Annotated in this window: 27 protein-coding genes and 1 tRNA gene; 20 read left to right on the top strand and 8 right to left on the bottom strand. The window is 36.8% G+C overall.

The features are described 5' to 3' along the window. The first annotated feature begins 410 nt into the window (after positions 1 to 410). The 14 genes from CVT13_RS05480 to CVT13_RS05415 all read left to right on the top strand — a co-directional run bounded on the left by CVT13_RS05480 (position 411) and on the right by CVT13_RS05415 (position 14,727). On the top strand, positions 411 to 1,229 hold the full coding sequence (locus tag CVT13_RS05480) for an ATP-dependent protease (protein ID WP_107811876.1): 819 nt from the start codon (positions 411 to 413) through the stop codon (positions 1,227 to 1,229). Positions 1,230 to 1,241: 12 nt separating this feature from the next. After that, the gene (gene nosZ, locus CVT13_RS05475; protein ID WP_107811875.1) at positions 1,242 to 3,830 is read left to right on the top strand and encodes a Sec-dependent nitrous-oxide reductase; all 2,589 of its coding nucleotides are present in this window, start codon (positions 1,242 to 1,244) and stop codon (positions 3,828 to 3,830) included. An 83-nt stretch (positions 3,831 to 3,913) separates the two neighbouring features. Next, the gene (locus tag CVT13_RS05470) at positions 3,914 to 4,669 is read left to right on the top strand and encodes a cytochrome C (protein WP_072595072.1); all 756 of its coding nucleotides are present in this window, start codon (positions 3,914 to 3,916) and stop codon (positions 4,667 to 4,669) included. Further along, positions 4,662 to 5,918 (top strand): nitrous oxide reductase family maturation protein NosD, encoded by a 1,257-nt coding sequence (locus CVT13_RS05465; protein WP_107811874.1) that lies wholly within the window; start codon positions 4,662 to 4,664, stop codon positions 5,916 to 5,918. Before CVT13_RS05470 ends, CVT13_RS05465 begins: the two co-directional genes overlap by 8 nt. After that, positions 5,911 to 6,588 carry a 4Fe-4S dicluster domain-containing protein gene (locus CVT13_RS05460; RefSeq protein ID WP_107811873.1) on the top strand — a complete coding sequence of 226 codons (678 nt, stop codon included), beginning with the start codon at positions 5,911 to 5,913 and terminating at the stop codon, positions 6,586 to 6,588. Before CVT13_RS05465 ends, CVT13_RS05460 begins: the two co-directional genes overlap by 8 nt. Next, complete coding sequence (locus tag CVT13_RS05455; protein ID WP_107811872.1) at positions 6,585 to 7,133, top strand: c-type cytochrome; 549 nt, start codon at positions 6,585 to 6,587, stop codon at positions 7,131 to 7,133. Before CVT13_RS05460 ends, CVT13_RS05455 begins: the two co-directional genes overlap by 4 nt. After that, on the top strand, positions 7,133 to 7,594 hold the full coding sequence (locus CVT13_RS05450) for a c-type cytochrome (protein WP_107811871.1): 462 nt from the start codon (positions 7,133 to 7,135) through the stop codon (positions 7,592 to 7,594). Before CVT13_RS05455 ends, CVT13_RS05450 begins: the two co-directional genes overlap by 1 nt. A gap of 2 nt (positions 7,595 to 7,596) precedes the next feature. Beyond that, a complete protein-coding gene (locus CVT13_RS05445; RefSeq protein WP_103644287.1) occupies positions 7,597 to 8,496 on the top strand; it encodes a NapH/MauN family ferredoxin-type protein in 900 nt (299 codons plus the stop codon). 9 nt (positions 8,497 to 8,505) lie between these two features. Next, complete coding sequence (locus tag CVT13_RS05440) at positions 8,506 to 9,159, top strand: ABC transporter ATP-binding protein (RefSeq protein ID WP_103618669.1); 654 nt, start codon at positions 8,506 to 8,508, stop codon at positions 9,157 to 9,159. Beyond that, complete coding sequence (locus CVT13_RS05435) at positions 9,152 to 9,979, top strand: ABC transporter permease (RefSeq protein WP_107811870.1); 828 nt, start codon at positions 9,152 to 9,154, stop codon at positions 9,977 to 9,979. The genes CVT13_RS05440 and CVT13_RS05435 overlap by 8 nt, the downstream gene beginning before the upstream one ends. Positions 9,980 to 10,114: 135 nt before the next feature. Next, positions 10,115 to 10,522, top strand: coding sequence for a tetratricopeptide repeat protein (locus CVT13_RS05430; protein WP_107811869.1), 408 nt, complete (start codon positions 10,115 to 10,117; stop codon positions 10,520 to 10,522). A 399-nt stretch (positions 10,523 to 10,921) separates the two neighbouring features. Beyond that, positions 10,922 to 12,010, top strand: a complete 1,089-nt coding sequence (locus CVT13_RS05425) for a PepSY-associated TM helix domain-containing protein (RefSeq protein WP_107811868.1) — start codon at positions 10,922 to 10,924, stop codon at positions 12,008 to 12,010. Continuing rightward, the gene (locus CVT13_RS05420) at positions 11,991 to 14,105 is read left to right on the top strand and encodes a TonB-dependent siderophore receptor (RefSeq protein ID WP_107811867.1); all 2,115 of its coding nucleotides are present in this window, start codon (positions 11,991 to 11,993) and stop codon (positions 14,103 to 14,105) included. Before CVT13_RS05425 ends, CVT13_RS05420 begins: the two co-directional genes overlap by 20 nt. Positions 14,106 to 14,193: 88 nt before the next feature. Continuing rightward, the gene (locus CVT13_RS05415) at positions 14,194 to 14,727 is read left to right on the top strand and encodes a chemotaxis protein (RefSeq protein WP_107811866.1); all 534 of its coding nucleotides are present in this window, start codon (positions 14,194 to 14,196) and stop codon (positions 14,725 to 14,727) included. Between the two features lie 7 nt (positions 14,728 to 14,734). Here CVT13_RS05415 and CVT13_RS05410 read toward each other — a convergent pair whose 3' ends face one another. Both CVT13_RS05410 and CVT13_RS05405 read right to left on the bottom strand, forming a co-directional pair. Then, positions 14,735 to 14,947 (bottom strand): molybdopterin biosynthesis protein MoeB, encoded by a 213-nt coding sequence (locus CVT13_RS05410; protein ID WP_107811865.1) that lies wholly within the window; start codon positions 14,945 to 14,947, stop codon positions 14,735 to 14,737. Next, entirely contained in the window at positions 14,947 to 15,240 is a 294-nt protein-coding gene (locus CVT13_RS05405) for a hypothetical protein (protein WP_107811864.1), read from the bottom strand. Before CVT13_RS05405 ends, CVT13_RS05410 begins: the two co-directional genes overlap by 1 nt. On the opposite strand from CVT13_RS05405, the gene CVT13_RS05400 reads away from it, so the two are divergent. Beyond that, the gene (locus CVT13_RS05400; protein WP_234411981.1) at positions 15,215 to 15,391 is read left to right on the top strand and encodes a hypothetical protein; all 177 of its coding nucleotides are present in this window, start codon (positions 15,215 to 15,217) and stop codon (positions 15,389 to 15,391) included. The genes CVT13_RS05405 and CVT13_RS05400 overlap by 26 nt on opposite strands. A gap of 177 nt (positions 15,392 to 15,568) precedes the next feature. Here the strand turns inward: CVT13_RS05400 and CVT13_RS05395 are convergent. The 4 genes from CVT13_RS05395 to CVT13_RS05380 form a co-directional block, all read right to left on the bottom strand. Then, positions 15,569 to 15,656 (bottom strand) — tRNA-Ser (locus tag CVT13_RS05395). Positions 15,657 to 15,699: 43 nt separating this feature from the next. Then, complete coding sequence (locus CVT13_RS10545) at positions 15,700 to 15,825, bottom strand: hypothetical protein (protein WP_265094423.1); 126 nt, start codon at positions 15,823 to 15,825, stop codon at positions 15,700 to 15,702. A gap of 302 nt (positions 15,826 to 16,127) precedes the next feature. Next, positions 16,128 to 16,931 (bottom strand): M48 family metallopeptidase, encoded by an 804-nt coding sequence (locus CVT13_RS05385; RefSeq protein WP_103582376.1) that lies wholly within the window; start codon positions 16,929 to 16,931, stop codon positions 16,128 to 16,130. 438 nt (positions 16,932 to 17,369) lie between these two features. Then, positions 17,370 to 18,338: a putative transporter gene (locus CVT13_RS05380; protein WP_054197246.1), complete on the bottom strand. Its 969-nt coding sequence runs from the start codon at positions 18,336 to 18,338 to the stop codon at positions 17,370 to 17,372. Positions 18,339 to 18,446: 108 nt separating this feature from the next. Here CVT13_RS05380 and CVT13_RS05375 point away from each other — a divergent pair, with 108 nt between their 5' ends. Continuing rightward, positions 18,447 to 18,893, top strand: coding sequence for a DUF411 domain-containing protein (locus tag CVT13_RS05375; RefSeq protein WP_107691639.1), 447 nt, complete (start codon positions 18,447 to 18,449; stop codon positions 18,891 to 18,893). Between the two features lie 43 nt (positions 18,894 to 18,936). Here the strand turns inward: CVT13_RS05375 and CVT13_RS05370 are convergent, their stop codons facing one another. Next, positions 18,937 to 20,250, bottom strand: coding sequence for a sodium-dependent transporter (locus tag CVT13_RS05370; protein WP_107811863.1), 1,314 nt, complete (start codon positions 20,248 to 20,250; stop codon positions 18,937 to 18,939). A gap of 201 nt (positions 20,251 to 20,451) precedes the next feature. Here CVT13_RS05370 and CVT13_RS05365 point away from each other — a divergent pair, with 201 nt between their 5' ends. From CVT13_RS05365 to CVT13_RS05355, 3 genes are all read left to right on the top strand, one after another. Next, positions 20,452 to 21,762 carry a hemolysin family protein gene (locus CVT13_RS05365; RefSeq protein WP_223154647.1) on the top strand — a complete coding sequence of 437 codons (1,311 nt, stop codon included), beginning with the start codon at positions 20,452 to 20,454 and terminating at the stop codon, positions 21,760 to 21,762. Between the two features lie 242 nt (positions 21,763 to 22,004). Beyond that, complete coding sequence (locus tag CVT13_RS05360) at positions 22,005 to 22,850, top strand: fumarate hydratase (protein ID WP_107697862.1); 846 nt, start codon at positions 22,005 to 22,007, stop codon at positions 22,848 to 22,850. A 9-nt stretch (positions 22,851 to 22,859) separates the two neighbouring features. Continuing rightward, positions 22,860 to 23,420 (top strand): Fe-S-containing hydro-lyase, encoded by a 561-nt coding sequence (locus CVT13_RS05355; RefSeq protein ID WP_084109801.1) that lies wholly within the window; start codon positions 22,860 to 22,862, stop codon positions 23,418 to 23,420. 32 nt (positions 23,421 to 23,452) lie between these two features. On the opposite strand, the gene CVT13_RS05350 is transcribed toward CVT13_RS05355, so the two are convergent. Further along, positions 23,453 to 23,926, bottom strand: coding sequence for a cysteine permease (locus tag CVT13_RS05350; RefSeq protein WP_084041562.1), 474 nt, complete (start codon positions 23,924 to 23,926; stop codon positions 23,453 to 23,455). Between the two features lie 96 nt (positions 23,927 to 24,022). Here CVT13_RS05350 and CVT13_RS05345 point away from each other — a divergent pair, with 96 nt between their 5' ends. After that, positions 24,023 to 24,397: a RidA family protein gene (locus tag CVT13_RS05345; protein ID WP_107811862.1), complete on the top strand. Its 375-nt coding sequence runs from the start codon at positions 24,023 to 24,025 to the stop codon at positions 24,395 to 24,397. The last annotated feature ends 389 nt before the right edge of the window (positions 24,398 to 24,786 follow it).

Here is a 24,786-nt window from a genome sequence, read left to right as displayed (position 1 = left end):
TTTTGGCGGATTATAGCCTATTTAAACAAATTTAAATTACCAATAGGTTTAAGCTAAAAATATAACAAATACATAAAATCTAGCTTTTTACTTAAATACTAAAGAGAATTCTCATTCCTTAATATAATTATTTAATTTAAATAATTTTTTTAATAAATTATTTATAATTTAATTTTTAATGCATAAAATACCTAAAATGAAGAGTTTTATAGATAATAAATTTTATTAAAACTATATTAGTATTGATTAAATCATAATGTCTATATAATGTAAATAATGAAATTTAAAAAAATTTATTGATATTTTTCTTTAAAAGCTTAAAAAAATAAATTAATCGCTAATTTGCTTTTAAGAGTTAAGTATGTATAGTTTTTTTGCTTATTAAATTTATGATGAAAGTGCCTTGGATTATGAGATTTCTGCTTTGTATAAGTTTGTTTTTGATAACAGCTTTTGCCCAGCAATTAGGTTGCTTTATTAATGAAAGCAACCAAAGCATCGTCTTTATAAAAGATGGACAGATTAAAAATTTGGATCTAAAAGAGACGATTTATAAAAATCAAGAGTGCGGAAATGATGGAGAATCCTTTTATATCGCAAATTTAAATAATGAGATTATTGAGGTAACAAATGAGAAAAATTTCTTATTTGCTATGCCAAATGTTGGCTGTAAAATTTCACAAATTGTGGCAATTAAAAATAAAATTTACGTAGCTTGTGATATGGCAAATGAAGTAAGCATAGGCGTTTTTGATAAAAATCTCAATAAACTTTTAACTAAAAATTATAAAGATGTTTATAAAATTTCGAGCCTTTTGCCAATTGATGATGAACTATTTTTTACGAGCTTTAATGGCAAAGCATTTTTGCTTGATAAAGAGCTTAATTTAAAAGAGAAAAAGCGTGTCGGCTTTGCTCCGCTTAGCGCCTGTAAATTTAAGGGAAATGATATTTTGCTTGGCTTTAGAGATGGAGAAATTTTAGATTTTAAAAGTGGAATCAAAAAGCAAGTTTTAAAATCTAAAATTTCAGCTCTTGCGTGTATGGAGGATGAAATTTTTATAGGTGATGGGGATGGAGTAGTCTATAAATTTGACAAAGATCTTAAGCTAAAAGGACAAAAGGCTCTTTTTAGCAATGAGATAAAAAGAATTTTTATAGACAAAGGCGTCTTAAATGGCGTAAATTTAGACAATGAGATAAAGAGTTTAGAGATAAATTCATTTTAAAAAGGAGAGTAAATGCAAAAGTTATTTTGTGTCGCAAGTGCTGCGTTGCTTGGGCTATCTTTAACGACTGCTTGTGCTGCTAGTAGTGACCTTGAAAAAGTCATGAAAGAGCGTGGGCTAAGCGAAAAAGATGTCCTTGCAGCTGCTAAAACTTATCAGCCTAGCGGTAAAAAAGATGATTTCATCGTCTTTTCATCTGGCGGGCAAAGCGGTCAAGTGCTAGTTTATGGCGTTCCGTCGATGAGAATTTATAAATACATCGGCGTTTTCACGCCAGAGCCTTGGCAAGGATATGGCTATGACAATGAGTCAAAAGCTGTTTTGAAACAAGGCAACATCAGGGGCAAAGAGATAACATGGGGCGATACACACCACCCAAATTTTAGTGAGAAAAATGGTGAGTATGTTGGTGATTATCTATTTATCAACGATAAAGCTAACCCAAGAATCGCAGTTATAAATTTGCATGACTTTGAGACAACTCAAATCGTTGTAAACCCTATTATGAAGAGTGAGCATGGCGGTAGCTTCATCACCCCAAATAGCGAGTATGTTATCGAAGCTAGCCAATATGCAGCTCCGCTTGATAACAACTACCACTCAATAGATGACTATGAAGCGGTTTATAGAGGCGCTGTAACATTTTGGAAATTTGACTATCCAAAAGGCAAGATCGACGAGAAAGAGTCATTTTCTCTTGAGCTTCCTCCATACTGGCAAGATCTAAGTGATGCTGGTAAAGGCGAGAGCTACGGCTGGGGCTTTACAAACTCAATAAATACTGAGATGTATACCGGCGGTATCGAAAAAGGTCTTCCTCCATTTGAAGCAGGTGCAAGTAGAAATGACACTGACTTCTTACACGTTTATAACTGGAAAATTTTAGAAAAACTTGTTCAAGACAAGAAAAACTACAAAGTTATAAATGGTCACAAGGTAGTTACAATAGACGCTGCTGTAAAAGCAGGTGCGCTATTTTTGATCCCAGAATCAAAGAGCCCACACGGTTGTGACGTAAGCCCAGATGGTAGATACATCATTATTGGCGGAAAGCTTGATACTCACACATCAGTTTATGACTTTAGAAAGATCAAAGAGCTAATCGATAAAAAAGAGTATGCTGGCACTGACCCATACGGAATTCCTATATTAGATAGAGAAAAGTCAATGCACGGACAAGTCGAACTTGGCCTTGGACCACTGCATACATCATTTGACTCACAAGATGGCGTACTTTATACATCACTTTACGTTGATAGTCAAATCGTAAAATGGGACTATAAAAATTTAAAAGTGCTTGACAAGATAAATGTTCACTACAATATCGGCCACCTTGATACAATGGAAGGCAAATCAGCAAAACCAGTTGGCAAATATGCAATCGCTCTTGATAAACTTTCAATCGATCGCTTTAGCCCAGTTGGCCCACTTCATCCACAAAATCACCAGCTAATAGACATCACTGGTGCAAAAATGGATCTAATCTATGATATGCCAATCCCACTTGGCGAGCCACACGATGTTGTTTCAATAGCTGCTAGCAAACTAAGCCCAGCGCTTACTTACAATATGGGTACAAACTCAAGAACGGGCGAGGCTAGCCCATATGCAACTCTAGCTGGTCAAGAAAGAGTTGAAAGAAACGGCAAAAATGTAACTGTCTATGCAACAATGATCAGAAGCCACATCAACCCAGAGCACATCGAAGTAAATAAAGGCGATAATGTAACAATTCACTTAACAAACCTAGAGCGTGCTCAAGATGAGACTCACGGCTTTGGCATCGACCTTTACAACATTCACGCGTCACTAGAGCCTGGCAAAACTGCTTCAGTAAATTTCGTAGCTGATATGGAAGGTGTCTTCCCATACTACTGCACGGAGTTTTGCTCAGCACTTCACCTAGAGATGATGGGTTATTTACTTGTTAAAGATCCAAGTAAAAAATATGAATCTGCAAAAAATAACAAGCTAAAAACTCTAAGTCCAGAGGCTTTAAAAGCTGAATACGACAAAGTAATCGCAACTAATAAGGCAACTGATGATGTTATCCAAGAGGTTGTTAAGTACCTAAAAGAGAAACATTATGAGAAATATCCAAAAGTAAAAGCTTTGGTTGATGATGCACTTGATCAATACGGCCACATCAAAGAGGTAAAAGCTAAAGCTGACGAAGCTTACAAAAAAGGCGACGTAAACGGCGCTATCCTTTGGGAGTACCAAGTATGGCAATACATGGTTAAAACAGCTGACGTTGGCTTAAGAGCTAAAAATAACCTAGCTAAAGAGATCGCAACTCCGATGAGTCCAGCTGCTGCAAAAGGTGAAGAGGCTTATCTAAAAGGCGGTTGTAATGGTTGCCACGTTATCGGTCAAGTAAGCTCAGGTCCAGATCTAACTGGCGTTTTACTAAGACATGAAAATGGCGAAAAATGGGTGGCAGAATTTATTAAAGATCCTGCTAAGTTCTATAGTGACGACTACATTAAATCAATGATTGATTACTTTAACCTTAGAATGCCAAATCAGCATATGAGTGATGAAGAGATCAAAAATATCATCGAATACCTAAAATGGGTAGATGAAAACGCTGGTATGTAGTTTTTAAAGGGGCATTTTGCCCCTTTTTAAATTTTAAAATTTTATTTTTAGCAGATGAAATTTTAAAATTTAAAGGAGAGATCATGAGTAAATATAAAATTTATACCATTGTTGCACTTGTCTTAATGACTGTTTGTTTTACTTTGCCTGTTCTTGGTTGGCACGGAGCAAAAGAGCGTATAGCTGATGGCGATGAACTACCATCTTATACTTACGGTATCTATAATCTTTATAGCTCATTTCAGTATAAAAATCACCTTTTATCAAAAGATGTAGCAAGCGATCTTCATAAGATGATCGAACAAAAAGCAGAGATAGGCACACCATCTTTTCCTATCTGGTACGTCTCTCTTGAAGCTCCAAATTATCCAAAATCAGCCTTTCCTGATGGAATTCCTGTGTATTTTCACGTAGATGGATATAGTGGTGACGTGCATGAGATGAATACGATAAATCACTACATCGGTATGTATCCTATGGAGCATGGTGGAAATTTAGAGCGAGCGATAGCGCCTTATTATTTGCTTATTTCAACACTTTGCATGCTTGCATTTTTATATTACAACGGCAAATTTAACTCACTTCTTATGGTTCCAACAATTATCGCGCCTGTGCTATTTATGAGCGCATTTGCAGGATGGCTTTACTGGTATGGACACAATATGCAAGAGTGGGGCGCATTTAAGATTAAACCATTTATGCCAACAGTTCTAGGCGATGGTAGCGTTGCACAATTTACAACGCACTCTTATCCAAGTATCGGATTTTGGGTTATGATCGCTATGAGCGTATTTTGCATACTTGCAGTATTTTCAAAGAAAAAAGAGCTAAATGCGTAAAATTTTTATTTTTGCCCTTACTTTCTTGCCTATTTTTAGCTCTGCAAATATCCTTCAAGATGCAATAAATAACGCTAGCCCTGGCGACGTTATAAAGCTAGGAGACGGCATCTATGAAGGAAGCATAACTATAAATAAGCCGCTTAGTATCGTTGGTGAGGGCAAAAACGCTCACATAAAAGGAAATGGTAAAGGCACAGTTGTAAAGATTATTGCCTCAAATGTTACGCTTAGAAATTTAAAGATAAGCGGTAGCGGAAATGACCTTGGTGAGCTAGATGCTGGCATTGGCTGTGATAAAGCAAATAATGTCTTGATTACGCAAAATGACTTGAGTGATGTGCTTTTTGGGATTGATTTTAAAGAGTGCAGTAGCTCAAAGATCACTGAAAATAACATCACTTCTAAAAAGGGGGCCAGTCTTGGCTTTAGAGGTGATGCGGTTAGACTTTGGTATAGTCATGAAAATTTAATCGAAGGCAATTATATTTATGATAGCCGCGATATGGTTGCATGGTACGCAAGTCACAATAAATTTTTTAAAAATAAAGCGATCCGCGGTAGATACTCGCTTCATTTTATGTATGCAAATCAAAATTTAGTCGAGAATAATGATTTTATCGGCAATGCAGTCGGAATGTTTTTTATGTATTCGGCTGGCTCAAATATAAAAAATAATCTTGTTATGGATAGTGACGGCGCTTTTGGTATCGGCATCGGTCTAAAAGATGTTTCAAATTTTACTATCGAAAATAATACCCTTATCTATAATGCGAGAGGAATTTTGCTTGACAACTCGCCTTTTCAGCCAGGCTCAACGATAAATTTCTTAGGCAATAAAATTTTACACAACGTAGTTGGCGTATATTTTCACGCTACTCAGGGGACAAGCATATTTGAAAATAATGATTTTATAGGCAATATGGATATCGTTGCGAACGACACTCCAGGCGATAAAATGGCATTAAATCAGTGGAGTAAAAATTATTATGATGAGTATGAGAGCTTTGATAGAGATAAAGATGGCTATGGCGATACGCCGTTTATGCATCTATCGTATGCCGATCAGCTTTGGCAGTATTATCCGAATTTGCAGTTTTTCTATGGCTCAAGTGTCTTTAGTATCTTAAATTTTTTAGCCAAACTCGCACCATTTTCTGAGCCGATAAAGCTACTTGAAGATAGCACGCCAAGGATAAAACCACTTGATGCTTCAAATTTTAACGCGTTAAGGGCAAAACGTGGATAGAAGAAAATTTATAATCTTAGGCTCAGTCGCAGCTGCCGCAGGATATGGCATAGGTAAAATTTTGCCAAAAAGTAGTGGCGATAAACTCTATCTTAGACCACCAGGCGCGGTTGATGACTTTGATGATCTTTGTGTCAAATGTGGTCAGTGTGTGCAGGTATGCCCTTATCACAGTATAAGTTTGCTTGATATAAAAGATGGATATTCAAATGGCACGGCATACATCGATCCTAAAAAGAGAGGTTGCTATTTATGTGATCTTTTCCCATGTGTACTCGCCTGTCCAAGTGGTGCGTTAGATCATGCTACAAAAGTTGTTGATGATGTGAAAATGGGCGTTGCTGTCTTGAGTAATGCAAATGCCTGTATGTGCCTAAAAAGAGAAAAAATAAGCGAAGATAGCGTTGAAGATTTGCTTGTTCGAAAAGTTTATAACGATAGAGAAGAGGCAGAAAAAGATAAGATAAAAGGCAAAATCGGTCAAATTTGTGATCTTTGTGTCAGCATTTGCCCAGTTGGCGATAGTGCAATAGTAATGAGTGAAGCAAATTTACCACTCATAAAGCATGGCTGTGTTGGGTGTGGGGTGTGTGCTGAGGTTTGCCCTGTAAAAATTATAAATATTGCCCCAAAAATGAGTTATGATGAAATTTATAAGGAGAAAGAATGAGATTAATGATGTCTTTAGTGGCTGTTGCTTTGCTATTTGTCGGCTGTGAAAAGAGCGATGACAAAGCGCAAAAAGCAGCTAGCGAGCAACCAATAAATGTAGCCACGAGTGCTAGCATAAAGGTTGAAAAAAAAGAAAATAACCAAAGCACAAATAAACAAAATGACTTCATAAAATACGATATGCACGGCGAAAAGAGCGTAAAATTTGGACTTGAAGATAATAACGTAAGCCGTCAAATCGGTGCTTTAGCAATGGTAAGAACCCCTCTTCAAACTATAAATTTAAGACTTATAAAGGGCAGACTTAGCAAAAATTTCATTACAAAATGCTCAGCTTGTCACGATGATTACGCAAATGGCATCATCGGGCCATCACTTTTAACAAAAAGTGAAAATGAAATTTATACAATGATAAATGCTTATAAAAATAAAGAGAAAGTCAATGTCTTGATGCGAGATCTTGTTAAAAAAATGGATGATAGTGAAATCAGAAATTTAGCTAAAGAAATCAGTGATTTTAATACACAATTTAGGAGCAAATAATGAAAGTAGGAAAGATTATAACCATTATTTTAGCAGTAGCAATTTGCGGTATTATGGTATTTATGTTAAGCCAGACTCCGCCTAAAAAGGAAAAAGTAGCAACTAATGCTCAGCCAAAAGTAGAGCAAAATTTTACAAAAGAACAGCCAAAGTCTAGTGAAGAATTTGCTAGTGAAGATGAGCTAAAAAAGGTAAAAGAACTAAGTCTAAGTGTGGCTAAAGTGCACAATGAAGGCGTTAGTAAGCAGTATCTAACAACTTGTGCTCCGTGTCATGGCGCAAATGCAAAAGGTGTCGTAGCTCCTGATATAACGCATCTAAGTAAGGATGAATTGCTTAAAAGACTAGCCGATTATAAAGCTGGCAAGGTGCAAAACTCGCTTATGAAGGGGCTACTTACAAATGTTAGTGATAGCGAGCTTGAAAGCCTTGCAGATGAAATTTCTAAATTTAAAAAGTAAAAATGGACAAATATAACACTCGTGCGACGATTAGAAATGTAAGCTTTCTAAGCACGTTAATCACAACTACAAAAGATGGCAAAAAACGTCCTAGTATACGTTTTTGGCGCATATTTAGCATTATTCTAGTTCATCTTTTATTTGTGCTTTCATATAGAGTTGATATACAAATTTTAGAAGGCGACATCAGTGCCTCAAGGATATTTGGTTTTCACTTGGCAGATGCTTTTATGAGCCTGCAAGTTTTCCTGGCGACACATGAAATACATGTAAATTTAATAATCGGTTCACTTAGTATCTTGGCATTTTATATCATTTTTGGCGGTAGAGGCTTTTGCTCTTGGATCTGTCCATATTCATTAATAAGCGAAATAGCTGAGAAGATCCATGAAAATTTACGCGCTAAAAAGATAGTAAAACCACGAGTTTTTGACACAAAGTGGCGATATGTTTTTACCATTTTATTTTTAACCCTTAGCTTTGCTAGTGCAAGCCTTACATTTGAAATTTTTAATGTTGTTGGGATTTTTTCAAGATTTATTATCTATGGCTATTTTCATGCTATTTGGTTCGTTGTGGCCATGCTTATGGTTGAAATTTTCTTCTCACGTAGAGCTTGGTGTAGGTATGTCTGTCCTATCGGAGCTACTTACTCAGTGCTAGCTAAACCAAATGCTATAAAAGTTAGCTGGGATAAAGAAAAATGCGATCACTGCTTAGTTTGCACTGATGTTTGTCTAGTGCCTCACGTGCTTTTTATGACTAAAAAGGGAGCAAAGCTTGACGAGAGCAAAAATATCTTTAGGATAGCTGGCGCTGATTGCACGCTTTGTGGTAGGTGTATTGATGTGTGTCATCAAGATGCACTGAAATTTGACAACGGCTTTAAAAAACTCATATAAGGAAAATTTTTGATAGATATAAAAGAAGTAACTAAAATTTTTGGCTCGCAAAGGATACTTGACAATGTTAGTCTAAACGTAAAATCTGGCGAAAAAATAGCAATACTTGGACAAAATGGAGCTGGCAAAAGCTCGCTCATGCGTATCATTTTGGGCGAGTTTATCCCAAATAGCGGAAGCATCGCGATAAATGGCGTAAATACTCTAAAAGATAGAAAAAGGGCTTTGAAATTTATCTCATTTGTGCCACAAACCCCACCACCGCTTAAATTTAATCTACGTGAGCTTTGTGAGTTTGTTTGCAAAAGCTCAAATGTAAAATTTGAAGAGATTGAGAAATTTAGCAAGCTTTTAGAGCTTGATCTACATGCAAATTTAAATAAGCCATTTTATAAGCTCTCTGGCGGCATGAAACAAAAGATGTTAATAGCAATCGCATTTGCTAAGGATAGTGAAATTTTGATGTTTGATGAGCCAACGGCAAATCTTGATGTAAAAGCAAGGCTTTCTTTTAAAAATTTACTTGATAACTTCACGCAAAATAAAACACTTGTTTTTATTTCACACCGTATCGATGAGATAGCAAATTTATTAGATAGATGCGTCTATATGGACCTTGGCAAGATCATCAAAGAAGAAAATTTAAGGAGCAAGAGTGAATAATCTTTTTTTAATAGCAAAGCTTGATGTAAAAGAGTCTTTTCGCTCAAGATGGTTTGTGATATATGCTGCTCTTTTTTCTGCTTTGATGATAGGATTTTTATTTAGCGGCGTGACTGATTCACGTGTACTTGGCTTTTCTGGTCTTACTAGAGCACTGCTTTTGTTTATTCAAATTTGTGTCATTATTGTGCCTATTTTTATTCTCATCTCAACCGTAAGAAGCATAAATCAAGATAGAGATACAAATTTGCTTGAATACATCCTTAGTTTCCCGCTAAGTCTTAGAGAGTATTATTTTGGCAAGGCACTGGGCCGTACATTTGTTGTTTTTGTGCCACTTTTGTTTGCTCTTTTGCTTTGCGTGGTGGTTGGCTTTATAAAAGGTGTTGCGATACCTTGGGGTGTATTAACACTTTATTTTGGGCTACTTTTTAGCTTAAGTATCATTTTTTTATCGCTTGGATTTTTTATCTCAAGCGTGATTAAAAATCAAGAGACAGGCCAAGGTATGGCGTTTTTACTCTGGCTTATAATGCTTGCATTTATTGATCTAGCATTAATTGGGCTTCTTATGCGAAGCTCGGTTGATGAGTACGTTATTTACGCTATTGCTATACTAAATCCGATAGAGCTTTTCAGGATAGCAGCACTTAGTCTTTTTGATCCAAATTTAGCAGTTATCGGTACTGCATCTTATTTTATTTTAAGCACCTTTCCAAAAGCGACATTTGTAGCTTATGCGATTATTTATCCGCTCGCACTAGGCATTATTTTGCTAGTTTGTGGCTATTTTGCCTTTAGTAAAAAAGATTTGGTTTGAGATTGTTTTTTGTTAAAGAAAAGTTGGTTTTAAATTTAGACGAAACTTGTATTATTCCACTTGTCCAACAAGAAACCTCCTTTTTGTAATAGCTCCCTTTCCCCCAAAGGGGGCTAACTTCTTCCAAGGAAATTTATGAAAAAATCCATTTTATTTTTAGCATTTGCTCTTTTATCTTTGAATGCGAACTGGGATATAAATATGCAAGAGTGTATTAATAAAAGCAACGCTAAAGCTTGCGAGAGTTTTACAAAAAAGCTTTCAAGTGAGTGTGAGAATAAAGATAAAATTTCTTGCTTTATCTATGCAGATATGCTAGGGCGTGGCCTTGGCGTAGAAAAAGATACACAAAAATCTTTTGACATATTTAAATCGCTCTGTGATGATCGCAGTAGTGAGGCTTGCTATGAGCTAGCGACAAAGTATCTTCAAGGAAATGGCACTGAGCAAAGCTTTGATCTTTCTGCAAATGCTCTTGATAAAGCTTGCAAGATGGGTAGCAAGCGAGCTTGCAACGTATTAGAGCTTGTGCCTAAAAATTAGCTATTTTAATTTTGTACTTGCACTAATTAAAAGAAATTTCTTAAATGCAGCTTCTTTAAAGTTAAATTTACTTTAGTATTACTTGGAATTTCTTTTTTATTAACTAAAAATTTTATTAAAATTTATGCTTAAATAATACTATTTCATCGTCCTAAATGGACCCTCCTTTTTGTAACTGATAAGTCTTTGCTTCCCCCTTTTCTGGCTTTTCGTATACACAAAGAGGAGTTGCTTATTCTTTTAAAAATCAAATCTACTTATTTTTTTCAATTTACATTCTATAAAAATTTTTCTTTTTTGAAATCATAATTGATAATAGTTTTAAATATTATCAAAGTAAATTTTGTGTAAGATTGCGAGCCATTATCAAAACCTACTATTAAAATGCTTTAAAAGAAAGTGAAATTTCTAAATCAAAAATTTTTTTATAAATTGCACACTTATTTATCTCTATTATTTTTCATTCCACTTGCAGTAGTTTGTTTTAGCGGTGCTATTTTGGTTTATAAAAATGAGATAAATAATATTTTTATTCCAGAGCTTGTAAATGCTAATCTAAAAGCTCAAAGAATAAGCCTTGATAAGATAAAAGAGATTGTCGCTAAAGAGCTAAATGATTATGAGATGGTCGGTATAAATATCGATGCAAATCCTAAAAGATGTGACAAAATTTGGTTAATAGAGCACAATGACAGCCAAAAAGAGTGGAAATTTATCTATTTTGACGCTTTTAGCGGTAAGATAAAGAGCGAGCCACTCGCACATGATGAGGGCTTTTTTGGAGTTTTAACCGAGCTTCATGAGTCGCTATTTCTAGAAAAGAGCGGTCACATTATCCTTACTCTAACCGCTATTTTTACGTTTTTTATCTGCATAAGTGGTTTCGTGATTTATAGAAAATTTTGGCTGACACTACTTAGGCTTCGTGTAAATAGGCTAAATATTTTTATGAGCGACATTCATAAAATGATAGGAATTTTTTCTACGCCTATTTTACTGCTCATTTGCATAAGTGGTGTTTGGTGGGAATTTCAAATGGCACGCATGCCAGAGTTTAAAAATGACTTCGTTATAGATGCAAAAATTTATAACAAAGGCCTATCTCTTGACGAGCTGGTAGCCCGCTCAAAAAATGATTTTGCTGGCTTTGAGCCACACTTCATCTCACTGCCTTTTATGCAAGGAGCAAACATACGCCTTTTTGGCTATGTAAAAGATCAAAATTTCTTACATAGCGAATATTCAAGCATATTAACTTACGATAAAAATAGCGGCGAATTAGTAAGCATTTTGGACATAAAAAATGCAAATCTAAGCGAAGAAATTCTCTCAGTATTTAGAAAATCGCACTTTGGCAACTACAATCAAATCACAAAATTTATCTGGTTTTTAGTCGGCATTTCACCGCTTATTTTAAGCATTTCAGGGCTTTATTTGTGGATAAAAAGAAATTTTAAAAGGAGAAAAAATGAAAAAATTTTTAATTAGTTTGGTTGCATTAAATTTGATGCAACCTCAAATTTTTGCTAGCCAAAGCGATAAAATTTTAGAAGCAATTGATGTCGTAGAAAGCGAGCGAAGAGACGACGCAAACTACTTTGCAAAAGAGCTTGTAAAGAGCACAACTAGGCTAAATTTAACCTCTCGTCAAACACCCCAATCACTAACAGTGCTAACAGAGGCTAGACTAAAAGATCAAGGCATCAAAGACTATCAGGTGCTTCTTAGAAATGTCCCTGGCGTTACGCTAAACAAATGGGACGAGCGCATACGTCCGACGGTTCGTGGATTTCAGATAGATTATTACTTGCTTGATTCGATGCCTAGCTTTGGTGGCTTTAGCCTTGACGCAAATGATATGAGCTTGCTGCCTTATGAGAGAGTTGAGGTAGTAAAAGGGGCAAATGGTCTGCTTGCAGGCGCTGGCACCCCAGCTGCAAGCTTAAATTTCATAAGAAAAAGGGCAGACTCAAAGGAGCTAAAAGGAAATTTTGGTGTAAGTGCTGGCTCATACGATAGATATGGCGTAAATGGTGATGTGCAAACGCCTGTAAATGAGAGTGGAAGCGTCAGAGCGAGGCTATCTTTTATGCATGAGAAGTCGCACTCTTATATGGATTATTACAACCGCAAAAATAGCGCGATTTATGGCGTCGTAGATAGCGACATAGGCGACAGCTCATGGCTTAGTCTTGGTGCGTTTTATCAAGAGCTAAAACGTCACGGCATTAGATGGGGCGGCATGCCAGCATTTTACACAGATGGCTCTAGGACAAATTTTAGTAAAAATGAAATTTTCTCTCAGCCTTGGACTAGGTGGGATATAAAAACACTTGATTTTTATGCTGATTTTAAGCACTACTTTGAAAATGAAGCGAGCTTAAATTTAAGCTACTCATTTAGACGAGCAAACACTGACTCAAATTTGCTCTACTACGGCGGAGCGGTAAATTTAGACGGTACTGGCAATATAAACGGTCTTTACACCTACGCAAACAAAAGAGAAGAAAATATCCACAACGTAGATGCATACGCAAATATCCCTTACGAGCTAGCAAATTTATCTCATGAGTTTGTCTTTGGTGCTATGTATAACAACTATCAAAAAAGTAGCGATAAGGTAAGTAGCTACTTGATGCAAAAGGGCACGCCAGCTTGGCTTGCTTATACAGCTAGAAGTAGGATTGATTTTAAAAACTTACATCTTGATGATCCGAAATTTCCTTACGAAGATCAAAACAATAAAGACAAAACGATACAAAAAGCCGTATATATGGCAAATAAATTCTCGCTAACTGATGAGTTAAAGCTCTTGCTTGGAGCTAGGATAAGCTACTACAAGTATGAAATCGAAGGTGGTAAAGACAATAAAAATTTTACTCAGGAGATCACGCCATATCTTGGCATCACTTATGACATCGGAGCAAACCACACTCTATATGCTAGCTACACGAGCATATTTAAACCTCAAACCGTAAAAGATGCAAATGATAAATACCTAGATCCTATTCAAGGCAAGGACTATGAAGTGGGCATTAAAGGCGAGTATTTTGACGGGGCGCTTCAAGCAAGTCTTGGTGTCTTTAAGATCGTGCAAGACAAGCTTGGTATAAACACAGGCGAGAGAAATCCAGCGACAAATGCCTACATATATGAAGCTGGCAAGGGTGTGACAAGTAAGGGTGTCGAGCTAGATCTAAACGGAGAGATCGCCAAAGGCTTAAGCCTAAGCTTTGGGGCAACGCACTTTAACGCAAAAGATGCTAATGGCGAGAAATACGCCACCGACTCATCAAGAAGTACGGCAAATTTATTTGCAAAGTATGAATTTAGGGACTTTAGAGTAGGAGCTGGAGCTATGCATAAGAGCAAAATTTACACTGGCAAGGGCGCAAAAGAGATCACGCAAAAGGGCTACACTTTGGCAAATTTGATGTTTGGATATAAATTTGCTAAGAATTTTGATGTACAGCTAAATATCGACAATCTCTTTAATAAAAAATACTATGAGGGTATCGGCAAAAACATGATGGTTTATGGCGATCCACGCACCTTTAACCTAAGCTTTAACTACAATTTTTAATCTAATTAAATCACCAGCCAAATAAGCTGGTGATAAATTTCAACTCCTAAAGTGTATAATTAGAAAAATATATTTTAGGATGAGTGTCATGTTTAAAGTAGAGGTTATTTATAAATTCTGTCTTGTTTTAGTTCTTATTTTGGGGCTTTGTATGCTCGCATTCTCTGGTGTAAATTTTGCGCTTGGCGAATATAATGAGTACTTACTAAATGCCCATAAAATCGCAGGTTTTTTAATATTGCTTGCTGCAACACTTCACGTTATAAATCGTAGAAAAAAACTAGTAAAGCTAATGAATGAAACAATGGATGTGCTAACGCGCAGTAAAAATCCAAGTATTTGCAACATGGACCGAATTATCGCATCGCTCGAGCCATACAGCATAACTGAAATTTCGCAAATATTGGTCTTTGACGAGGCTATTTTTTGCGAAACTTTACATAAAAATGGAGTTAAATTTAATGACGCTAGCCAAACTCTACGCCAGATCGCGCGAATGAATGACGAAAAGATATTTTTTGTGCTAGTTCTTATAATCGAGGCGAAATTTGGCAAGAGATTTTGTGGTGAGCTAAAGTACAAACGTGGCGAAAAACTTAAAGATAAAAAAATGGTTGCGTAGAGCTAGCTCAGTCTTTGCTAGCTTGTGCCATGCAGATGAAGCTATCTTTACTCCAGCGTCTAAACGCGCAGTCGTAGCAGCTCCTCTCGCCGCCGCAGCTCGTCTCCTCTTCGTCGTTATCTAGCTTAAATTTAGCGCAGTTTTGGGCGGTTTCTCGCGCTTTTTCATAGTTAAATTTACCAAATCTAAACTCGCCTTTTTCGTTAAAATTTAAGCTCATCAAAAATCCCGAAGCTCTTTTATGTTTAAATTTCTAAATTTACCATTTTTATCTTTTTGTACGAGTAAAGTTGCCTTGTGATCCCAAAATATAGGCTTTAAAGCCCCATCTAAATTTATCATCTCATTTTTTGCTAGCTCTTTAAAATTCTCATCCAAAACTGCTTCGATAAAAGGAAGCTCTATGAGCTTAGCAACGCTTAGCTTTGGCTCATTTAGATTAAATTTGCCCCTTATCTTGCCATCATCGCCGCTAAGCCTAAGCCCTATGCCAGCAAGTGCGCAGGAGCTCATACAAAAGACGCGCTGGGGGCTTGGCGGCGAGCTAAGCGAAACGGAGGAGGCGCGGCTAGCGGAGTATTTTAACAGCGGCAAATACAAACCAAAGCAAGAATTTATGCACTGGGCGTTCGTAGCTGTCGATAAGGCAAATAGAATTTTATAGTTAAAATTTCTTCTAGAATGGAGCAAATTTGATGCTAGTTATATGCCTAACTATGACAAAAGTAAAAGATAATTGGCAAGATTTTAGTAAGTTTTAAAAAAGTAGTCTTTTGCTTAGTGCCAATGTTTTAAGCAATAAAAATAAAGGTCAGTAGACTTTAAGTTATAGATAGTTTTATGGCGGGTAGAGAGAGATTCGAACTCTCGGTGAGTTGCCCCACACACGCGTTCCAGGCGTGCTCCTTAAACCGCTCGGACATCTACCCAAGATGAAGGTGATTATATCTTTATTTGCTTAATGCTTGGCTTTTAGAGCTTTAGCCCCAAGATAACGACATCTTTATACTCGCCGTCCATCAGGCAAACGCCAGGCAGTTCGCCCCATTTTTCAAAGCCAAATTTTTTAAAATAGCCTAAGATTTGTTTTGTTTTCACTAAATATCAGAGCGATAATTTTTAAATTTAGCCTCTTTCCCTCATCTAGACTGTGGCTTAAAAGCTGTTTGCCAATGCCAAGAGCCTTTTTAGCTACATAGATGCTTATTTCTACACTTATTTTGTAAGCTATTTTAGGATTAAAATCACTAATAAAACATCAGCCTAAAATTTCGCCATTTTCTTTATATACAAAAATTGGGCGAGAGTTGTTATGGGCTTTAAACCAAGACTCTTGCTAACTAGCCGAATATTAGCAGTCGTAGTTTTTTAAAATGTACTAGTTATAAATTTGAGCAAGTCTAACCTTTTTTGGCTGCTTGATAGATCGGCTCAAGCTTTGCTGCGATCTCTTTTAGATCTTTTATCCTACTCTCGTTTGATGGGTGAGTGCTTAAAATTTCAGGCACCTTTCCGCCACTCATCTTGCTCATTTTTACCCAGACTTCGACCGCTTCTTTTGGATCATATCCAGCTCTTGCCATTAGCTCAGTACCGATGTGATCAGCCTCGGTCTCATGCGAGCGAGAAAATGGTAGAGATATGGTGTATTCGCTAGCTAAATTTAGAGCATTGGCTCCAAGATCGCCAAGGCCAGTAGCTGTGGCTATTGCAAAGATGCCGATACTTTTCATCTGATCAGCACTTGCTTGCTCTCTGCTGTGCTCCCTAAGCGCGTGGGCAATCTCGTGACCCATGACCGCTGCTAGCTGCGCATCTGTCAAATTTAGCCTCTTGATGATGCCGCTATAAACGACGATCCTACCCCCTGGCATACACCAAGCATTTAGCGTATCTTCATTAATGACATTTACTTGCCACTTCCATTTTAGAGCGTCATCCCTAAAAACGCCAGTTTGAGCGATGAGCCTTTTGGCGATATCTTGAACTCTTTTTGTAAGGATCGGATCAACATTTAGCTCGCCTTTACTTCTAGCAGCTGTTAGCGTCTTGACATAGGCTTGGGCTGAGCTTTGCTCCATAGCTTCTGATGAGACTAACATAAATTGCTTACGATCAGCGCCAACAACGCCTGCTTTTGTAACGCTTGAGCAGCCAGTGAAGAGCAAACTAGTCGCTAACAATGTAAGTAAAAATTTTTTCATTTTTATCCTTTTTGGACTAAAATTTCGCGTATTATAGCCTGAGTTGGATATGCATTGTTAAACGATGAGAGAAATTTAATTTTTGGAGCTGAAACGGCTTGCAAATTTTAAAATTTGTCAGAAATTTTCTAAAATAAAACGCATGCAGTGCGCCAGCACGATTGCATGCCACTCCTAACGTGCGAGGGGTTTAGGGGATTTAAAAAGGGGGATAAGGGGACGGCTTCGTAATTCAAGTCCCCTTGTCTCCCTTTTAAATAAAAAGAAATTTACGAATTTAATAAAGCTATTTTGCAAATTTTAAAATCTCATTCACTCGCAAGAATTGACTACTAAAATTTGGCTTCGCTTATCGCTTAGCTCAAATTTTAGAGCCGAAATTACTCGCTCATGAAATTTTAAAATTTACTAGAGTTTATTTGGTATGTAAATTTACCCTTACGCCTTATAGTTTATATTTCTCTCAAATTCTCTCAAACGTTTATTTACGGATCTTAACTCTGTTATTGTCGTCCAGTTATCGATAAAGACGCTAAAACTCTCTCTAACTTGAGAAAAAGCATTGCTAGCTTGTATAAGCACACCAAGCGTTATAACGCCGCTAAATAGGCCATTTCCCATGATGATATAAGGCACGATGACAAGAATTTGTGAAAAAGAGATGAGCCAAAGGTTAAAGTAGCCATAGTGCAAAAATAGTTTGTAATAATTTAACTTTACGCCCGTAAAAAGCTCTAGCATGACATTTGGCTGGCAAAATTTAGACTTATCGTCCTCGCCATAAACTAGCTCTTTTCTAAACGCTGCTTCTGCTTTTTGGTTGTTATACTCGATATGCGGGAGTTTAATGCCCACAAACCACGAAATAATTAAGCCACCGATGCTAATTATTAAAGCGATATAAACAAGCGAGCCTTCGATATCTTTGATGTAAGGCAAACTCACGCTCTTGCTTAGCTCCCAAAGCACTGGTATAAAGGCAATTAGCGTCATGATCGCCCTTAAAACCTGCACGCCAAGGCTTTCCATTATTTTAGCAAAGCGGTAGACATCTTCTTGGATACGCTGCGAACTGCCTTCGATGTCACTTTTGCAGTTTTGCCAAAATTTTAGATATCTAAACGTCATCGCCTCTCTCCAGCGAAAGACCCAGTGGCTAGCAAAAAACGAGATCACAGTGTAAGTCACGACGTAAGGCATAGCGATTTTTATAAAGTTAAAAATTTCTCGCCAAAACTCACTTACATCATGATCTTTTGAGTTTTGCACGATGTCGTAGAAATTTTTATACCACTCGTTTATACGGACATTTAGGTGCGTTTGATAGACAAGAAGCAAGATGATAAATATCGCTCCGCCATAAGCCCAGAGTGCCCATTTTTTATCTTTAAAAAATGATGAAAACATAAAGTGCCTTTTATAAATTTTGGCGAATTATAGCAAGCAATATTAAGCATTTATATAAAATTTAAATGTGAGCTATATCATTTTGCAAATTTTACGTAAAGGAAAATGATGAAAAAATTAGCATTTTTGGCTCTTGGCTTTTTTGCAACATTTGTATTTGCGGCTGATATGAAGGTCTATAAAAGCCCAACTTGTGGATGTTGTACTAGCTGGGGTGAGGCGATGCAGAAGGCTGGATTTAGCGAAGAGGTCATAAAAGTAGATGATATAGCAAAAGTTAAGAAAGAATTTAACGTGCCGCTAGAGCTTTCAAGCTGCCATACAGCAATCATCGATGGATATATCATAGAAGGTCATGTCCCAGCCGATGAGGTAAAGCGCCTACTAGAGCTTAAGCCAAAAGATGTAGTTGGTATCGCAGTACCTGGCATGCCGATGGAGAGCCAAGGTATGGAGCAAGGCAGTAAAGCTGAGCAATACGATGTTATTTTATTTAAAAAAGATGGCTCACAAGAAATTTTTGCCACTTACATCGGCACAAAAAAACTAAGATAACTTCAAAAATTTTTAAATTTAGCTCATTTTTGGCGAGCTAAATTTAAAAAGAAATTCCCTTACTTACGGCTATGATACAAAGTAAAAATGTTAGCGGAACGTAGATAAATTTGCCTACAAAATACCAGAAATTACCATAAGATTTATTTGCTCCAGAATTTATCTCGTCTAAAATTTCATCTTTTTTAATAATCCAGAACCAAGAAATAGCTCCGATTACCGCGCCGATTGGAATAATATAGATCGACACAAAGTCCATCCAAGGCCCCCAACTGCTAATAGGCTCCATAAATGCTCCTATGCCAAAGCAAACTGCACAAAGTAGCGTGAGCGTCCAAAATCTACTAAGAAACGGAAATTTATGCATTAGTGACTCGGCGACTACTTCAAACATATTTTGAAGCGAGGTGATACCGCCAAAGATAACAGCTGTAAATAAAATAATGGCAAAAATTTGTCCGCCTATCATATTTTGTAAAATTTTAGGAAGCGTTACGAAAAGTAGCTTTGGACCTTCGGCTGGATCCATAGCGTAGGCAAAGACTGCTGGGATCATAACAAGAGCCGCCACAAGAGCTGCGATAGTATCAAAAAAGGCCGTAGTTTTAGCACTTTCAACGATATCTTCATCTTTTGAAAGGTAAGCTCCATAAACTATCATGCCAGATCCTGTGATAGAGAGCGAGAAAAAGGCTTGACCCATCGCAGAAACCCATACCATCGGGTCTGCAAGCTTACTAAAGTCAGGAATAAAAAGGAATTTATACCCATCAAACGCATTTGGTAGCATCGCGACATTTATAGCCAAAATGCTAAATAATACAAAAAACAGTGGCATCATTATTTGATTTGTTTTTTCGATACTTTTTGCCCCAAAAAATAGTGTAAGAAGCGTGCCAACAACGATAATAAAATGATAAGGCAAGACTGAGTAATCTTGAAGTGCAAATGAGTTAAACCAAACGTTCGTATCAACGCTCATAAATGAGCCAGTAAGTGCCTGAGTAAGGGCTTTTAGCACGTAGGCGATGATGACTGCGTAGCCGATGGCTATACAAAGTGAACCAGCAAGTGGAAGCCAACCAATAATACTACCAAATACGCCTAATTTTCTACTTTGCCAAGCATATTTATATGATCCAAGCGTACCAGTTTTTGCACGTCTGCCAATCGCATACTCCGCACTTAGACCAACGTATGAAAAAAGAGCTATGAAAAAAACATAGATGAGTAAAAACGCTGCACCGCCATTTGTGCCAAGTTTATAAGGAAAGCCCCAGACATTTGCCATGCCAACTGCTGATCCAACACAGGCCAATATAAATGCCCAGCGCGATGAAAAATTCTTTTTGCTCATTGTAAAATCCATAAATTTAGTGATGAAAATAATGTTATCAAAATATGATTTAAGAACTTTTTATAAATCTTAAATTTAAGAAATGTTGTTACTTTTGGGCGTGGATAATTTGACCGCTAAATATAAATTCGCTATAATCAGGCAAAAATTTTTAACTCTTAAGGATCATAATTGAACCCCAGTAGCGATAATTCGCTTTTAATGGTAATACTTGCCATTGTATTCATTTTACTAAATGCCTTTTTTGTTTTATCAGAATTTTCTCTTGTTAAAGTTCGTAAGTCTAGACTTGAAGAGCTTATCAAAGAAAAAAAACCAAACGCTCAGCTTGCCTTTGAGATGTCAAACAAGCTTGATACTTATCTTAGTGCTACTCAGCTTGGTATCACACTAAGCTCACTTGCTCTTGGTTGGATCGGTGAGCCAGCAGTTGCAAGACTTATAGAAGCACCGCTTAAAAATTTCTTCAACTTTAGTGATATCTTAGTTCATACGGTTGGTTTTGCGATCGCATTTACGCTTATTACGTTACTTCACGTTGTAATGGGTGAGCTTGTGCCAAAGTCAGTTGCTATCGCAAAGGCCGAGACTTCAGTGTTAAAAATCGCTCGTCCACTTCACTTTTTCTGGGTGCTATTTTCGCCTGTAATTAAGCTTTTTGATATTTTAGCGACCATTGGACTTAAAATTTTAGGCATCCAGCCAGCTAAAGAAAATGAGCTAGCCCACTCTGAAGAAGAGATAAAAATCATCGTTGGTGAGAGCTTAAAGGGCGGTGTGCTTGATAGTTTTGAGACTGAGATTATTAAAAATGCAGTTGATTTTAGCGACACAGTCGCAAAAGAGATCATGACGCCAAGGCGTGATATGATCTGTATAAATAAACAAAAGAGTTTTGAAGAGAATTTGCAAGTCGTATTTGAGTCAAAATACACTCGCTTTCCTTATATAGACGGCTCAAAAGATATTATTTTGGGCATGATACACATTAGAGATATTTTGCAACTTCACTTTAGTAAAGACAAAGAAAAGAGTTTTGACTCAATTGTTCGTAAATTTGTCATAGTGCCTGAGAGCCTTTCTATTTCAAAAGTACTTGTAATGATGAATAAAGAGCAAATTTCAGCAGCACTCGTAGTCGATGAGTATGGCGGCACAGCCGGACTTCTTACGATGGAAGATATCATGGAAGAGGTGCTTGGTGATTTTAATGATGAGCACGATGAAGTTGATCAGCACTATAAAAAGATAAATGACAATATTTACGAATTTCAAGGCAGATATGATCTAGAGAGTGTTGAAGAGGTTCTTGGCATAAGCTTTGACGAAGAGACAGATCAAGTAACGATCGGTGGATATGTATTCAATCTAATTGGTCGCTTGCCAGTTGTAGGTGATAAGATCGAGGATGAAAACTGCTACTACGAAGTAAGAAAGATGGATGGAGCCAGTATCTCACGTGTAAAAGTTAGAAAAAAGATAAAAAATGAAGAGGAGAGCATTCAGTCTTAAATTTATATATTTATGGCTTAAATAAGCCATGTTATGTAAATTTCTATCAATATTGTGATGCTCTAGACTCAATTTTCGCCATCGCTTATTTTATTAAATTTGTTTTAGACAAGTCTTCTAGTTGTAGTCATGCAAAATAAACTCATATAAATTTTTTCGAGTAGATATCCAGCAGTAAAATTTAATCTTAAATTTTAAATATAGTTAATATAATTAAAAATTGTTTTTTACGAGGAGTAAAGATGAGAATAATAAATACAAAAGATATAAGAGAAGTTGTTGCCAAGCTTTGCAAACAGGCCTGTTATGTTGTGACGCCAGATTTAAAGGCTGCTTTTACAAAGGCTCAAAGTAGCGAAAGCTCGTCACTAGGCAAAGATATTTTGGGCAAAATTTTACAAAATGCTAAGCTTGCGGAAGAGGGTGTTGCGCCTATATGCCAAGACACTGGTATGACGGTTGTTTTTGTGCAGATTGGCCAAGATGTGCATATCGAGGGTGGATATATTGAAGATGCGATAAACGAGGGTATTGCGGAAGGCTACATTGAGGGCTACCTAAGAAAGTCAGTTGTTGCTGAGCCACTTTTTGAGAGAAAAAATACCACAAATAACACTCCAGCTGTCATCCACACTAGAATCGTGCCAGGAGATAAGCTAAAGATAAAAGTAGCTCCAAAAGGTTTTGGTAGTGAGAATAAATCAGTTTTAAAAATGCTTGTACCAGCTGATGGCATAGAAGGTGTAAAAAAAGTCTTTTTAGAGGCCGTAAAATACGCTGGACCAAATGCCTGTCCTCCATTAACAATAGGTGTTGGCATAGGCGGTACGATGGATAAGGCAGCACTTTTGGCAAAAGAAGCGGCGGTTCGTTCGGTCGATAGTAAAAATTCTGATCCAAGATATGCCAAATTAGAAGACGAGTTACTAGAGCTTGCTTGTAAAACTGGTGTTGGTCCTCAAGGACTTGGTGGTGACACCACTGCCGTTAAAGTAAATGTCGAGTGGTATCCAACTCACATAGCAGGTCTTCCTGTTGCTATAAACATTAACTGCCATGCTGCACGCCACGCAGACGCTGAGCTTTAAGGAGAGAAAATGTCAGAAGTAAAAAGAATAACAGCACCATTTGATAAAGAGGTGGTAAAAAGCCTAAAGGCAGGTGACAATGTCCTAATATCAGGCACTATCATAGCAGCTCGTGACGCTGCACATAAGGCACTTACTGAAACATTGGCACGTGGCGAAAAACTACCAGTTGAACTAAAGGGTGAGACTATCTACTATGTCGGACCAACTCCAGCCAAGCCAAATCAAGCTATCGGTGCAGCAGGCCCAACAACAAGTGGCAGAATGGATAAATACACCCCAACTATGATAAATGAAGTTGGTATAAATGGTATGATCGGTAAAGGCTACAGGAGTGACGCAGTAGTCGAGGCTATGAAAAAATCATGCTGTGTTTATATGGTTGCTATCGGTGGTATCGGAGCGCTCATTAGCCAAAGTATCAAAAAATATGAAGTGCTGGCTTATCCAGAACTAGGACCAGAGGCAGTTGCTAGGCTTACAGTTGAGGATTTCCCAGCAATAGTTGCCATTGACTGCGAAGGTAATAACTTCTATGAAGTCGGTCAAGCACCTTACAAAAAGATATAAATTTATCCCGCTAGCAAGCTAGCTAGCGGACTTTAGTAATATCCAAGACACATCGTTTCAGTTAATTTTATGCGTTTTTCAAATGGAGCAGGTGAGAAAAATTTGCATTTTTCAATATAAATTCTATAAGAATAGCTAAGATTAAAATCATCATAAAATTTCTTCAAGTCTATAAATTTGATACCGCAAATCTCATAAAATTTAAAGAGCTCGTATATCTTAGAGCCATTTTTTGCTACAAGATGAGATGGAGCAAGCGAGGTAAAAGAGCAAAATACGCCTGTTGGAATAAGGCCATTTAAAGGCGTGCAGGTTTTTATAATGTTTTGAAATTTGACTGGAATGCTATTTTTTCTAAGAAAAACTATTCTTGAGTTTTCAAATTTAGCACTTATGACGTTTTTCCAAAAAAGATAAGCATTTGATGAGATGCCGGCATTTTTAGCCAATTCAGCACCGAGCACATAATCATCTAAAAACTCATTTGGTGCGAGTATATTTTGCATCTTCATCCTTTTGAAATTTTGCCCATTATAGCTTTTGGAGACTAAAAATTTAGAAAATTTATAGTAGGATTTTAAAAAATTTCAAAAGGAGAAAATATGAAAAAACAAATCTCAACAAAAAATGCTCCACAAGCGATTGGGCCATATTCTCAAGCTATTAGCGCAAATGGATTTTTATTTATCTCAGGTCAGCTTGGTGTCACACCAGCGGGTGAGTTTGCAGGTAGTAGCGTAGAAGCTCAAGCTGAGCAATCTCTTGAAAATTTAAAAAATATCTTGGCTGAAGCAGGGCTTACTTTTGATAATGCTGTAAAGACTACAATATTTCTAGCGGATATGGCAGATTTTGTTAAAGTAAATACTGTGTATGCTAAATTTTTTAAAGAGCCTTATCCTGCCAGAAGCACAGTAGCCGTTAAAACCTTGCCAAAAGATGCGCTTGTGGAAATAGAGCTTATCGCGGCTTATTAATAACATTGTGTAAAAGTTTACATAATTTAATGCTTAATTATAATGGAGAGCAAAAACTCTCCAAATTTATACTTCAAAAACTAAACCCTTAAGCCTACTAATAAAAATACATACTTTAAAATTTTTAAGCGCCTAACAATTTTTCTCAAATTCCCTAATTATTTCAACTATCTTTAAGTATTGCTCATATATAATTCCAGCTCACGAAACGAGAAACCACCTTTAACTTCATTGGTTAATAAAGCCTTTTCTTTTTATCGTTGTTCTTTTAACTTACAATTGTTAAACTATTAGTCAATCTTTGAAATCTAAACAAGTGATCGATTGAGCCAGTCTATTATTTTATAATTTATAATAGATTAGACAAACTAATAAATAAAACTAAAAGT

This window comes from Campylobacter concisus (assembly GCF_003049085.1).
GTDB lineage: Bacteria > Campylobacterota > Campylobacteria > Campylobacterales > Campylobacteraceae > Campylobacter_A > Campylobacter_A concisus_H.
The sequence above is the reverse complement of the archived record's forward strand: the minus strand, read 5'-3'. Positions and strand labels throughout refer to the sequence as shown.